This is a genomic window from Mariniflexile jejuense (genome assembly GCF_042675665.1).
GTDB lineage: Bacteria > Bacteroidota > Bacteroidia > Flavobacteriales > Flavobacteriaceae > Mariniflexile > Mariniflexile jejuense.
This window is the reverse complement of the sequence record NZ_JBHTJI010000001.1, coordinates 1,570,454-1,584,538: the sequence shown is the minus strand read 5'-3', so window position 1 is coordinate 1,584,538 and position 14,085 is coordinate 1,570,454. Positions and strand designations below refer to the sequence as shown.

General features: G+C 32.4%; 14 protein-coding genes. 1 reads left to right on the top strand and 13 read right to left on the bottom strand.

Annotated elements, in window-relative coordinates:
- The 8 genes from ACFQ1R_RS06890 to ACFQ1R_RS06855 all read right to left on the bottom strand — a co-directional run bounded on the left by ACFQ1R_RS06890 (position 1) and on the right by ACFQ1R_RS06855 (position 5,973).
- On the bottom strand, positions 1-309 hold the full coding sequence (locus ACFQ1R_RS06890) for a DUF6122 family protein (RefSeq protein WP_379925404.1): 309 nt from the start codon (positions 307-309) through the stop codon (positions 1-3).
- Complete coding sequence (locus ACFQ1R_RS06885; protein WP_379925403.1) at positions 309-932, bottom strand: WbqC family protein; 624 nt, start codon at positions 930-932, stop codon at positions 309-311. Before ACFQ1R_RS06885 ends, ACFQ1R_RS06890 begins: the two co-directional genes overlap by 1 nt.
- Positions 933-944: 12 nt before the next feature.
- Entirely contained in the window at positions 945-1,307 is a 363-nt protein-coding gene (locus ACFQ1R_RS06880) for a four helix bundle protein (protein WP_379925402.1), read from the bottom strand.
- A gap of 47 nt (positions 1,308-1,354) precedes the next feature.
- Entirely contained in the window at positions 1,355-2,920 is a 1,566-nt protein-coding gene (gene lepB / locus ACFQ1R_RS06875) for a signal peptidase I (protein ID WP_379925400.1), read from the bottom strand.
- A 66-nt stretch (positions 2,921-2,986) separates the two neighbouring features.
- The gene (gene dapB, locus ACFQ1R_RS06870; protein WP_379925399.1) at positions 2,987-3,691 is read right to left on the bottom strand and encodes a 4-hydroxy-tetrahydrodipicolinate reductase; all 705 of its coding nucleotides are present in this window, start codon (positions 3,689-3,691) and stop codon (positions 2,987-2,989) included.
- A 2-nt stretch (positions 3,692-3,693) separates the two neighbouring features.
- On the bottom strand, positions 3,694-4,308 hold the full coding sequence (locus ACFQ1R_RS06865) for a DUF5683 domain-containing protein (protein ID WP_379925398.1): 615 nt from the start codon (positions 4,306-4,308) through the stop codon (positions 3,694-3,696).
- The gene (locus ACFQ1R_RS06860) at positions 4,298-5,206 is read right to left on the bottom strand and encodes a ParB/RepB/Spo0J family partition protein (RefSeq protein ID WP_379925397.1); all 909 of its coding nucleotides are present in this window, start codon (positions 5,204-5,206) and stop codon (positions 4,298-4,300) included. The genes ACFQ1R_RS06865 and ACFQ1R_RS06860 overlap by 11 nt, the downstream gene beginning before the upstream one ends.
- A 2-nt stretch (positions 5,207-5,208) precedes the next feature.
- A complete protein-coding gene (locus ACFQ1R_RS06855) occupies positions 5,209-5,973 on the bottom strand; it encodes a ParA family protein (protein ID WP_379925396.1) in 765 nt (254 codons plus the stop codon).
- A 206-nt stretch (positions 5,974-6,179) separates the two neighbouring features.
- Here ACFQ1R_RS06855 and ACFQ1R_RS06850 point away from each other — a divergent pair, with 206 nt between their 5' ends.
- Positions 6,180-8,948, top strand: coding sequence for a M16 family metallopeptidase (locus tag ACFQ1R_RS06850; RefSeq protein ID WP_379925395.1), 2,769 nt, complete (start codon positions 6,180-6,182; stop codon positions 8,946-8,948).
- A gap of 66 nt (positions 8,949-9,014) precedes the next feature.
- Here ACFQ1R_RS06850 and scpA read toward each other — a convergent pair whose 3' ends face one another.
- The 5 genes from scpA to udk are packed head-to-tail and all read right to left on the bottom strand — an operon-like array spanning position 9,015 to position 14,073.
- Positions 9,015-11,138, bottom strand: coding sequence for a methylmalonyl-CoA mutase (gene scpA / locus ACFQ1R_RS06845; RefSeq protein ID WP_379925394.1), 2,124 nt, complete (start codon positions 11,136-11,138; stop codon positions 9,015-9,017).
- Positions 11,138-11,779, bottom strand: a complete 642-nt coding sequence (locus tag ACFQ1R_RS06840) for a hypothetical protein (protein ID WP_379925393.1) — start codon at positions 11,777-11,779, stop codon at positions 11,138-11,140. Before ACFQ1R_RS06840 ends, scpA begins: the two co-directional genes overlap by 1 nt.
- A complete protein-coding gene (locus ACFQ1R_RS06835) occupies positions 11,772-13,151 on the bottom strand; it encodes a methylmalonyl-CoA mutase subunit beta (RefSeq protein ID WP_379925392.1) in 1,380 nt (459 codons plus the stop codon). The genes ACFQ1R_RS06840 and ACFQ1R_RS06835 overlap by 8 nt, the downstream gene beginning before the upstream one ends.
- The gene (locus ACFQ1R_RS06830) at positions 13,144-13,467 is read right to left on the bottom strand and encodes an FtsB family cell division protein (protein WP_379925391.1); all 324 of its coding nucleotides are present in this window, start codon (positions 13,465-13,467) and stop codon (positions 13,144-13,146) included. The genes ACFQ1R_RS06835 and ACFQ1R_RS06830 overlap by 8 nt, the downstream gene beginning before the upstream one ends.
- Positions 13,468-14,073 (bottom strand): uridine kinase, encoded by a 606-nt coding sequence (gene udk / locus ACFQ1R_RS06825; RefSeq protein WP_379925390.1) that lies wholly within the window; start codon positions 14,071-14,073, stop codon positions 13,468-13,470.
- Positions 14,074-14,085: the final 12 nt, after the last annotated feature.

Sequence of the window (14,085 nt, the reverse complement as noted above, 5' to 3'; positions counted from 1 at the left end):
TTACATTAGTGAACAATCAACCATATCAGCAATAATATGTATTACCAAGCCTAAGCCAATTAATCGTGTTTTCTTAGGAAGTAAAAGCAGTAAATAAATAGCAATAGCATAGTAGGAGTGTAGCGGATGAAAATTAATACTACATCTATTTGGGTCGAAAACAGGGTTTGCTAATAAGTGATCTAAATCTATCAACATACCTAAAACCATGATGAGGTAAGCAAATTTCCAACGGGGTTTATAAAAAAGTAATGCTACTGCCAAAGGCAATAAAAAATGACAACCGTAATGCGCTACTGTTTGAAGCATTATAAAAGTGGTGTTGTTTGCGATTCTAAATAATTTAAAGCATTAGGACCTTCGTTAAAAAGTAAATCTAAAATGCTTAAATTAGGAATAAAACCATGTTTATCACCAAAAACCTGGGTGTAATTTTCAAAAGGTTGAATGTGTTCTTTTTTTGCATTCACTAATGGTCTAAAATCCAAGTTTTTTTCAATAGTTTTTTGATATGTTTCAGATTTAGATATGTTTAAATCTAACTGTAAACAATCACAAATTACATCAAAACATTTTAAATTAAAATCTAAAATATAATCAGCTTTTATGTTGAATAAGGGTTGAAGTTCATCTTCATAATATTCAAAAAAAGGCGATGTTTTATAAGCTGAAAGTAACGATTTCCAATGATTGCTTTGCCAATTTTCATCATTAAAAATTTTAACATCCTTGTACTTTTGCCTGTTTTTTTGGGTATGAATTACAGGAATGTTTAAAGTTAATTTACCGTTTGCGCCATAAATGTACGTACGGTTTCTGTAGGTTTGCTTTAAAAAATTATCCTCAACTTCAAATGTAATAGCATCTGCTTTAGCAATAGCTACAAAATGTGCTATGTTAGGAAAGTATGTTGGATGTAATATAACGTTCATTTGTTGATGCGTTTATTTGTTAATTTGATAGTTTCGTAACGCATTCAACTTATTAGTTATACTTTCAATTTGCTCTCTTAAAGAAACGTATTCTTTTTTATTTATGAAATCTAACTCGTAAGTAATGATGATTTGATTTAAAACCTCAACAGCAGAACTAAATGCTATTGTTGTGAAATGAGCTTTATCTTTGTTGCTTTTTCTAGCAGAACCTTCAGCAATATTTGAACAAATAGAAATTGAAGCTCTTTTTAATTGTGACGTTAATCCGAATTTTTCATCTAGTGAAAATTTACTAGTTACACTGTAAATATCTTTTGAAAGTTTTTTAGCTTCAATCCAAACTTCTAATTTTTCAAAACTATATATATACATTTCAAATCAACAAATAAACGCATGAACAAATAAACATATTAAGTAATCTATTTCTTTCTAGCTCTCCATTTATTAAACCCAATCCATCCTAACAATAATACAAGAAATGGAATAAGATAAGACGTTGCTTTTCCATTACCACCAACTGTTGTAAAAAAACGTTCCCAACGCGGTTTTTTTCCATCCCAACTCATCCAAATAAATACAGGTTTTCCAACCACATGGTCAAACGGTACAAAACCCCAAGCGCGTGCGTCAATGGAGTTGTGGCGGTTATCACCCATCATCCAGTAGTAGTTTTGTTTAAATGTATAACTGGTAGCTACTTTACCATTAATTATAATTTGATTGCCTTTTACCTGCAATGTATTGCCTTCATATTCAGTAATAACGCGTTTATAAAGTGGTAAAACTTTTAAATTTATATCAATAGTTTTTCCAGCTTCTGGTATGTATAATGGGCCAAAAAAGTCTACATTCCAGTTGTAATTTGGGTCGTGTGGAAAAATATTTGCGTCTCTAACGCCTTTTTCAGCTTTTATTGGTGTAATGCTTATAACATTTGGGTTGTCTTTAAATTTGTCTCTGGCTTCATCAGAAATAGCAGAGAAATAATAGGTGTTTTGGTTGTTTATAATGCCAAAACCATCTGTAATATCGTAACGTTCTTTTAAGTATAACGGATTAAATTGTGTGGTTTTTGGTTGTACATAATAGCTAAATTGTAGATGCGCTCTATCTGGTAAAACATTTTGTTTTCCGTTAATATATACATAACCATTACGAACTTCTAAAGAATCGCCTGCAATACCTACACAACGTTTTACTAAATTCGTTTTTTTATCAATAGGTTTGTAATAATTTCTGTCTGGATGAAAATCGTTCATATCCAACAACGTATCTGCTGGTTGGTTAAAAACGACAATGTCATTTCTTTCTATTTTTTCAAACCCCGGAATTCTAAGGTATGGTAATTGCAATTTGTTTTTCCATGAAGAACTTCCTTTATGGTCATCAAATAAGTATGATTTGCTTTTTATTACAGGAATTGTATCATGTACCATTGGAGCAGCAACCGTTGTCATAGGAACTCTGGCGCCATAATGAAATTTACTAACAAATAAAAAGTCGCCTACTAATAACGATTTTTCTAATGAAGAAGATGGAATGGTAAACGGTTGAATGAAATATGTATGAACAATGGTTGCAGCAACAATGGCAAATAAAATAGAACTTACCCAATCGCCAACGCCCGATTTTGGATGTAAACTTCTGTTTTCAATATATTTAACATCAGTAACATAGTTTAAGTAGTAGTTGTAAAACCCTAATGTAATAACTGCTAAAAAGGTGTCTAAGTTCGTGTTTTTTCCAAAACTTCTAGCAGTTTCAACCCAAACCACAGGAAACATGATTAGGTTTACTATTGGTAAAAACAATAAAATTACCCACCACCACGGGCGATTGATTATTTTCATTAACACAACGCCATTGTAAACAGGTACAAAGGCTTCCCAAAGTTGTCTACCAGCTTTAGTGTATAATTTCCAAGTACCTAAACCATGTACTATTTGAATAATCAAGATGAAAATAAACCATTGCATCAATGTCATAATCGTAATTTTTTAATTGTTCTATTTGAAGCTAACTTACTATAGTTGTTACGTTTTAAGTAAGGATTAACCAATATTTAACACATCGTTCATGGTAAAAACGCCTGTTTTACCAACCAACCATTCTGCAGCAATTACAGCACCTAAAGCAAAACCTTGTCTGGTATGCGCTATATGTTCTATAGTGATTGTGTCAACTTCACTTTCATAGTTTACTGTATGTGTTCCAGGAACATCTGCAATTCTTTTTGCTACAATCGGAATTGTTTTTTCGGCAGCCTCATCTAGTTTCCAAGCTTCAAAATTTGAATTATTTGCTATAATGTCGTTGGCTAATGAAATAGCTGTTCCGCTAGGTGCATCTAGTTTTTGTGTATGATGAATTTCTTCCATAGAAACATTATACTGTTTCAAGGTACTCATCATTTTAGCTAGTGTTTTATTAAGTTCAAAAAAAATGTTTACACCTAAACTATAGTTTGAAGCGTAAATAAAAGCGCCTTTTTTCTGGTTACATAAAGCAACGGCATTATCATAATTTTCTAACCAACCTGTTGTGCCTGAAATAACAGGAACACCATTGTTTAAGCAATTAGAAATATTGTTAAATGCTACTGTTGGAATACTAAAATCAATAGCAACATCAGCTTTTGTAATGTCGTAACCTTCATCATCTTTATCAACGGTTAAAACAATTGTGTGTCCGCGTTTAATGGCGATTTGCTCAATGGTTTTTCCCATTTTTCCGTATCCAAGTAAAGCAATATTCATAATTAAAAATTAAAATTTAATGTTAATCCAAGATTGCTTGTTCTATCAATCTCATTCATTTTAAAATGTGGCACCAAAGATAAGTTTTCATCTACATTAAATTGCATTAAATGAGCATCAACATTGGCATCAATAATGTTTAAGGCATAAATGCCAAGTGTAACTAAAAGTGAAATTTCTTTGTTTCTTTTGTAAAATTTTTGTCCGCGTTGTAAACCATCTGTAGATACTCTAGGTGTAGTTAATTGGTTTCCTTGAACGTCAAAATAAAATTCATCGGTTGTTAAACCAGCAAGTCTACTTTTATATGCATCTCTATAGCGATTGTATTCTTTATTGTTTGTAGTATAAAAATAAACACCAGTAGCTAAACCACCATATACAATTGGAATTTTCCAATACCGTTTATTATAAGCTTGTCCTAAACCAGGCAATACTGCCGAATAAAATGCAGCTTTTGCAGGTGATAATGGATTGATTGGTTTTTCAATTTTAACTAGCGAATCTGCAACAATAGCTTCAGGAAGCGTTTCTTTTTTCTTGTTTTTTTCTTGCGCTGTAATTAAGCAACAAAATAATAGTGCGAATACGCTGGTTGTTAGAAGTTTATTTGGCACCTTCAACTAATTTTTTAATACGATTAAAATCTTCTTCTGAATGAAACGGAATGGTAATTTGTCCTTTCCCATTCTTAGAAACTTTAACGTCTATTTTGTGTCCAAAGTATTCGGAAAAAGCACTAATACCATTTTTTACATAGCTAGGAATTGTTTCTTTTTCTTTTTTTGAAGAAACTTTTACTTCTTGATTGGTATTGTAGTTGCGTACTAAATTTTCGGTATCTCTAACCGATAATTCATTTGAGAGTACGTTTTCGTAAATATCTAACTGAATTGATTGGTCTTCAACGGTAATTAACGCACGCCCATGTCCCATAGAAATAAAACCATCGCGCATACCAGTTTGGATAATTGGGTCTAATTTTAATAAGCGTAAGTAGTTGGTTATGGTTGAACGTTTTTTGCCAACACGCTCGCTCATTTGTTCTTGCGTAAGGTTAATTTCGTCAATTAAACGCTGGTATGAAAGTGCAATTTCAATTGGATCTAAATCTTGACGCTGAATGTTTTCAACCAAAGCCATTTCCAACGATTCTTGGTCGTTTGCAATACGTATGTATGCAGGAATGGTTTCTAAACCTATTAGTTTTGAGGCTCTAAAACGACGTTCACCAGATACTAATTGGTATTGGTTAAAGCCTAGTTTTCTAACAGTAATTGGTTGAATAATGCCTAATTCTTTGATGGATGAGGCTAATTCGCGTAGCGATTCTTCACTAAAATTTGAACGTGGTTGAAATGGGTTTACTTCAATAAAATCAATATCTAGCTCAATTATATTACCTACAACTTTATCAGCATTTTTATCTTGTACTGATTGAATGTCGTTTGCAGGATCTTTTAAGAGTGCAGATAAACCTCTGCCTAAAGCTTGTTTTTTTATTGCCTTAGCCATAATTAAGCGTTTTTATTGATAATTTCTTTTGCCAAACTTAAGTAATTAGTAGCGCCTTTACTAGATGCATCATAATTTATAATGCTTTCGCCAAAACTTGGTGCTTCACTTAGTTTTACGTTTCGTTGTATAATGGTTTGAAAAACCATATCGTTAAAATGTTTTTGAACTTCTTCAACCACTTGGTTTGAAAGTCTTAATCGAGAATCGTACATGGTAAGTAGTAAACCTTCAATGTCTAATTCAGAATTATGTATTTTTTGAACACTTTTTATCGTGTTTAATAGTTTTCCTAAACCTTCAAGTGCAAAATATTCACATTGAATTGGGATTATAACTGAATCTGCAGCCGTTAGGGCGTTTAAAGTTAATAAACCTAATGAAGGTGCACAATCAATTAAAATATAATCGTAGTCATTTTTAATTTCTTGTAATGCTTTTTTTAGCATATATTCTCTAGCATCTTTATCAACAAGTTCTATTTCAATAGCAACTAAGTCAATATGCGCTGGAATAATATCTAAATTTGGCGTTTCAGTTTTTAGTATAGCTTCTTTAGCGGTGCTAGAATGTTCTAACAGTTGGTATGTGCCAATTTCTATAGATTCTACATCAAGTCCAATTCCAGATGTTGCATTTGCTTGAGGGTCAGCATCAATAAGTAACACTTTTTTTTCTAGCACACCAAGTGAAGCAGCTAAATTTATGGATGTTGTTGTTTTTCCAACGCCTCCTTTTTGATTTGCAATTGCAATAATTTTGCCCATTAAATGATTTGGTTTTATGAACGGTAAAAATACAATTATTTATGAGGAATAAAAATCCTAATCGTAAACAGTTTGTCGAAAAATAAGTTAAATAAATATGATTTAAGCTATGATGATAAATACTTAAAGATTCACTCTTTTTTGTAGTATATTTAATACTTTTTAAAGTAAAATTTGCTAATTTTACAAAAACACAAAATATACATATGAGAAAAATCAATCAAAAAACTAAGTTTCTGCTACTTTTTTTAGCATTAGTTGCGTATTCAACAATTTCTGTAGCTCAAATTAAAAAAACAGCAAGTGTTGAAGGCATAACAGAGTACGTGCTTGATAATGGCATGAAAGTACTTTTATTTCCAGACAATTCATCGCAAACCATTACAGTTAATATTACCTACTTAGTAGGTTCTAGACACGAAGGTTACGGTGAAAAAGGTATGGCGCATTTATTAGAGCATATGGTGTTTAAAGGAACGCCAAACCATCCAGACATTCCAAAAGAATTAACGGCAAGAGGTGCAAGACCAAATGGAACAACTTATTATGATAGAACAAACTATTTTGAAGCATTTAATGCAAATGATGAAAATTTAGATTGGGCTTTGGATTTAGAAGCTGATAGAATGGTAAATTCATATATAGCTAAAAAAGATTTAGAATCTGAATTTTCAGTAGTTAGAAATGAATTTGAAAGCGGAGAGAATTCACCATCTAGAGTTTTAATGCAACGTGTAATAAGTGCAGCTTACTTATGGCATAATTATGGACAATCTACCATAGGAAATCGTTCGGATATAGAGCGTGTGCCAATTGATAATTTACAAGCATTTTACAAAAAATATTACCGACCAGATAATGCGGTTTTAATGGTAACAGGTAAGTTTGATACCGATAAAACCTTAGCGTTAATTGATAAAAAGTTTTCAAAAATTAAAAATCCAAGCATACCATTAAATGATGTTCCAACCGTAGAACCAGCACAAGATGGTGAAAATCGTGTAACTGTTAGTCGTGTTGGCGATTTACAAATAGTTTCTGCACTTTATCATATAGCAGCAGGTTCTCATGAAGATTATGCGGCTATGGCAATTGCTGAGGAAGTTTTAACCGATCAACCATCAGGTAGATTATATAAAGCTTTGATTGATGGTAAAAAAGCAGCATCAATTTGGTCGTATTCACCATTTACTAAAGAACCTTCATTTTTATATATCAATGTAGATGTGCCTTCTGATAAATCTTTAACCGAAGCAGAATCAATGCTAACAACCTTATTAGATGGTTTAAAAGATAACCCAATTACTGCAGAAGAAGTTAATAGAGCAAAAGCTAATTTGTTAAAACAATATGATCAAATAAGTAGAAATTCGGCTTATTTAGGTACCTATATGAGTGAATTTATTGGTGCTGGCGATTGGCGTCTATCATTCATTCAACGCGATAGAATAGAAGGTATGACTGCCGAAAAAGTAAACGCGGCAGTTCAACGTTATTTAATAAACACCAATAGAACCGTAGGTAATTTTGTTCCGAGTAAACAACCAATTCGTGTAGAAATTGAACACACAGAAGGTGTTGAGGCATTAGTAGCTAGTTATAAAGGAAAAGAAGGTTTGGGTGAAGGTGAAGCGTTTGATGTAGCATATGATAATATTCAAAGCAGATTAGATTCTGGTACTTTACCTAAAACTCCTATTGAATACGGTTTTATTAAAAAAGATAATCGAGGAAAAACAGTTACATTATCATTTACATTTAGAACTGGTAATGTAAACGACTTTATGAACAAAGGAAAAGTTGCAAGTTATACAGCTAGAATGTTAAATAAAGGCACAAAAAATAACTCAAGACAAGATATTGAAGATAAGTTAAGTGCTATAAAGTCGTCTATTAGTTTTGGTGGTTCAAACGGTCGTGTAACGGCAAATATTAATACCACTGAAGAACATCTTATGGAAACATTGGCTTTAATGACCGATATGTTGAAAAATCCAAAGTTTGATGCAGACGAACTTGAAAAACTTAAAACTCAAGAATTAGCAGGTATCGAGCAAAATAAAACTGAACCTCAATTTTTAGCCAGTAAAAAGCTATCATTATTGAACCAGAAGTATAAAAAAGGTCATCCACTTTATGCTACATCCATAGAAGAAGATATTGAAGCTGTAAAAGCGGTTTCTGTAAAAGCAATACAAGATTATTACAATACGTTTTATGGACTTTCTAATAGCGCAACTTTAGTTGCAATTGGGAATATTAACGAGTCAGAATTAAAAAAATATTTTGAAACAGAATATGCTAATTTTAAATCGAACAAACCATATGCACCAATAGCTGATAAGTTTACTCAAAACACGCCAGTAAACGAAAACATAAAAACACCAGACAAGAAAAATGCTATAAGCATAGGTGTTTTACCTTTTGAAGGTAGTGTAGTTGATGACGATTATGCAGCCTTACAAATAGCTAGTGAAATTTTTGGTGGAGGTGTTTTAAGCTCTAGAATTACGACACGTTTACGCCAACAAGATGGAGTTAGTTATGGTGCTGGCGGACAAATACGTGTTGATGGCGATAAAAATGATAAAAACTCATCAATGTTAGTTTATGCTATTTATGCTCCTGAAAATGCGACTAAAGTACAAACTGGTTTTAAAGAAGAAATAGCACGTTTTATTAAAGATGGTATTACGGAAGAAGAATTAAAAGTAGCTGTTACCAGTTGGGTTCAAGGTGAAAATGTTTCTAGAGCTAAAGATAATGAGTTATCTTCTATCATAAATAACAATTTATATTATGATAGAGATATGGCATTTCATAAAGCTGTTGAAGGCAAAATAACATCATTAACAGTTGCCGATGTAAACAAAGTAATAAAAAAATACTTTAAAACGTTTGATAAATGGACAGTAGTAAATGCTGGCGATTTTGTTGAACAAGAAATAAAGAATAAAGACGGTAAAGTAGATTAATTCTGAATTTTGAAAATTTATAAAAAAGGCCAATTTGTAATTAAACAAATTGGCTTTTTGTTTTTATTAGTTTATCAAAACTTCTAGAATTTGTATGGCAGCATCACTAATTTTTGTGCCTGGACCAAATACAGCTGTAGCTCCAGCATCTTTTAAAAATTGATAATCTTGTTTTGGTATGACGCCACCTACAATTACCATAATATCTTCACGTCCATATGTTTTAAGTTGCTCAATAACTTGTGGTACTAAAGTTTTGTGACCTGCAGCTTGCGATGATATGCCTAAAATATGCACATCATTTTCAACGGCTTGTTTTGCTACTTCTTGTGGTGTTTGAAAAAGCGGACCAATATCAACATCAAAGCCTACATCAGCATAACCTGTTGCTACTATTTTAGCACCACGGTCATGACCGTCTTGCCCCATTTTTGCAATCATAATACGCGGTCTTCTACCTTCTTGTTTGGCAAAAGTATCGGCTAATTCTTGAGCCTTTTTAAATGAGGCATCATCTTTTATTTCTTTACTATACACACCAGAAAAGGATTTAATATCTGCTTTATAACGCCCGAAAACAAGCTCAAGTGCATCACTTATTTCACCTAGTGTAGCACGTTGGCGAGCTGCTTCTACAGCTAAAGCTAATAAATTTTCTTGTTCTGAGCGTGCTGCCTCTGTTAATTTCGATAATGCTAGGTTTACTTTTTCAGAATTTCTTTCAGCCTTAATGGTATTTAAACGCTCAATTTGTTGTTCCCGAACGGTTTGGTTGTCAATTTCAAGCGTTGCAATGGTGTCTTCATGGGTAAGTATGTATTTGTTAACACCAACTATAATATCTTGATTTGAATCAATTCGTGCTTGTTTTTTTGCAGCAGCTTGTTCAATACGCATTTTTGGAATGCCGGCTTCAATAGCTTTTGTCATACCACCAAGCGCTTCAATTTCTTCAATTAAAGCCCATGCTTTTTCGGCAATATCATGGGTTAATTTTTCTACGTAAAAACTTCCAGCCCAAGGATCTACTGTTTTTGTTATTTTGGTTTCTTCTTGTAAAAAAAGTTGTGTGTTTCTAGCAATTCGAGCCGAAAAATCGGTTGGTAAAGCAATAGCTTCATCTAAGGCATTTGTGTGTAAGCTTTGTGTGCCTCCAAAAACTGCTGCGGCTGCTTCAATAGTGGTTCTTGCAATATTATTAAAAGGATCTTGCTCGGTTAAACTCCATCCTGAGGTTTGACAATGTGTGCGAAGTGATAATGATTTTTCATTTGTAGGGTTAAATTGTTTTACCAATTTAGCCCAAAGCATACGTGCAGCACGCATTTTTGCAATTTCCATAAAATGATTCATGCCAATAGCCCAAAAGAACGATAATCTTGGGGCAAATGCATCTATATCCATACCTGCTTCCAATCCTTTTCGTATATATTCTAAACCATCGGCTAGGGTGTAAGCTAGTTCTATATCGCAAGTAGCACCGGCTTCTTGCATGTGATAGCCAGAAATACTAATGCTGTTAAATTTTGGCATGTGTTTGCTTGTATATTCAAAAATATCAGCAATAATTTTCATGGATGGCGTAGGTGGATAAATGTAGGTATTACGCACCATAAATTCTTTTAAAATATCATTTTGAATTGTTCCTGAAAGTAGTTCTGGTTTTATACCTTGTTCTTCTGCAGCTACAATGTAAAATGCCATAATGGGTAAAACAGCACCATTCATGGTCATGGAAACACTCATTTTATCGAGCGGAATTTGGTTGAAAAGTAGTTTCATGTCTTCAACCGAATCGATAGCAACACCTGCTTTCCCAACATCACCAACTACGCGGTCATGATCGCTATCATAACCTCTATGGGTTGCCAAATCAAAGGCAACCGAAAGTCCTTTTTGTCCTGCTTCTAAATTGCGTCGGTAAAACGCATTACTAGCTTCGGCAGTTGAAAACCCTGCATATTGCCTAATAGTCCAAGGTTTTTGAACGTACATGGTGCTGTATGGTCCACGTAAATTTGGTGTAATACCTGCGGCAAAGTTGAGGTGTTCTAAATTTTCAATATCAAGTTTTGTGTAGGTAGATTTAATAGCAATATCTTCAGAGTTAGTGAAAGTTTCAGAAGTATCAATCTTCTGTTTTTCATCTTCTGTTTTTAAAACAATATGCTGAAGGTTTTTTCTACCCATTATAAAATGATTTTTTGTAAAAATGGATCGAAATTAACATCGAAACCAGATAGTAATTGTATGTATATCGTTTTGTTGTTTGCAGAAACGATATATGATGAATTGTAACTGGTGTGTTGTTTTTTATTATTGTCAATTTTATGAATGGCCTTAAAAATTTGTATGCCGTTATTGGCACTGTATTTTGCAGTTATTTTAGTAATTTCTAAGTCGCTTTCTTTAGCGATTTTTTTATTATTCATGCTAATCATGCCTAAAATATATTGTGCATCGCCTTTATGAATAGGCATGTAAGGCATGGTATTTATTGTATAGGTAGAACGTGTTTCTTCATCAAAAAAGATGTAAAAATTACCTTCCATTTCTCGAAGATATTCTAGCCGTTTTAGTTCTAATTCATAATCTTTTTTACTTGCTAAAGAGTCTAATAATTTTTCATAACTAACTCTTGAATATTTTTTAAAAGCCTCTGGTAAATATATTTTGATACCATCATCACTTAAAAAATGATATTTGCCTTTTACCTCTTCAATATTGCTAACTTCAATCCAGCTTTTTACGTCTTTAGCGATGGTTAAACAAGATGTGTTTAATGCAAGAATTGCAATTAGTGAGTACAGTATGAATGTGTTTTTATTCATTTTTTAATCTATTTTGTTCCAAAGTTTCGGCTAAACGCTTTTCAATAATAGGTTCTGTCAACGTTTTTCTTTGGTTTGTTTTTACAAATGGAAAAAGTTCCAATTCATGTTTCATATTATCATTTTGGTTGGAATATTTGTTTGTGCCAACCAAAATGTGTTCATTAACATCAAATTGCTGTTGTTCTTTTTTTGCGCTTTCTTTAATTTTTCTTTGAATGGTACCATCTTTCAACTGTTTTAAAAAACCACCTTGTTGTTCAATATCTTTAAATAAAGTCAATGCTTTTTCAGCTAATTGATTGGTTAATATTTCAATATAATAAACTCCATCGGCAGGGTTGTTAACTTTGTTAAAATAGCTTTCGTGTTTTAGTATTAGTAATTGATTTCGCGATAAACGTTCACTAAAGCTATTTGTTTTTTTATAAATAGCATCGTAAGGTAAATTGCAAATTGTGTTTGCGCCACCAAGTATGGCACTCATACATTCGGTTGTGGTGCGTAATAAATTGGTGTTGAAATCGTAAATAGTTTTATTGCGTTTTGTTGGTATAACAATGATATGGCATTGCGCAGTTATATTGTATTCTGAAGCTAAAGTACTCCAAAGAAGGCGTAAAGCACGAAGTTTTGCTATTTCGAAGAAGTAGTTACTTCCTATTGAAATATTGAATGTTATTTTAAAAGATTGTTTTTCTTCACTCGAAAAATCGCCTTCTAAAACATTTAAATATTCATTGGCATGTGCCAAAGCGTAAGCTAATTGCTGCACCATTGTTGCACCTGCATTTTGATATGTGGATGCGTTAATATGAAACGATTTTGAGAGTTTAATGATGGATTTAAATTTAGAAAAATCGTCATTTAACGTATTAAACCAATTTCCAGATTTTACTAAATTTCCAATAATATCTGTTTGAATGTAAACTTTGTTTTCTTGTTTTTCAAGTGCGTTAGAAATGGTGAAAAGTTTTTTATTGAAAGATTCTGAAAGAAATTGAAGTTCTAGAAAAACAGGAATATTACGAAGGTTTTTTAATAAATTTTCAATTGAAATTGTTTTGTTTGGGATGATGAAGATGATGGATTCTGCACCGCGTTCTATTGCTTTTATGGCTTTTTTATTTGATTTTTCAACATCTGCCACAAAAATAGTTTGGCAAATTTGCCATTGGGTTGCTTTTGTGTTTGAAACTTCGGGAAGTGTTTTTAAATCTTCGGCATTGTAAAATGGTTTTACTGAAATGTCTTCGTTTGTTTTCCAAATAAGCGTTTCATTATAATCGGCTCCTTTTAAATCGAACTGAATTTTTTGTTTCCATTGTTTTGCTGAAACTTCATCAAAATCTTCAAACAAGCCACTAGTCATCTTTTTTTGTTTTTAAGCTATCTTCATATTCAATAATATAAATTTCTTCATTTTCACGTTTCATGTAGTATTCTTCGCGAGCAAATTTTTCTAAGCCTTCTTTATTGTTTAAGGTTTTTATAGCTTTATTGTCTTTTTCAATTTCTTTTTGATAGTATTCTTTTTCACTTTCTAGAGCATCAATATCATTGTTTAATTCGTGGTGAATTAACCAAGAGTTAGCATCAAAAAACAACATCCAAACTACAAAAACAGCCAAAATAAGGATAAAAATGTTTTTGAAGGGTTTTAATAATTTGTGTTTTAGAATACTCATTTATAGTTTGTTATTTATAATAGTGCGAACAATATCTATAGCCACTGTATTGTGTTTGTTGTTTGGTATTATAATATCGGCATACTCTTTCATGGGTTCAATAAACTGGTCGTGCATGGGTTTTAATGTAGTTTGATAGCGTGTTAAAACTTCATGTAAATCTCTACCACGTTCTGTAATATCGCGTTTTAATCGGCGTATTAGGCGTTCATCAGTATCGGCATGTACAAATATTTTAATATCAAACATATCACGCAATTCTGGATGTGTTAAAATTAAAATGCCTTCTACTATCATCACCTTTCTTGGGTGTGTTAAAATAGTATCGCCTGTTCTATTATGTTTAACGAAAGAATAGACAGGTTGGTGTATGGGATTGCCGTTTTTTAAATCTTTAAGATGATTTTCCAAAAGTTCAAAATCGATAGACCTTGGATGGTCGAAATTAATTTTAACACGCTCATCATAACTTAAATGGGTGGTGTCTTTATAATACGAGTCTTGTGAAATTACACCAACTTCACCTTCTGGAAGTTCGTTAAGTATTTGATTTACAACAGTTGTTTTTCCACAACCTGTTCCTCCAGCAATTCCTATAATAAGCATGAATAGTTTTGT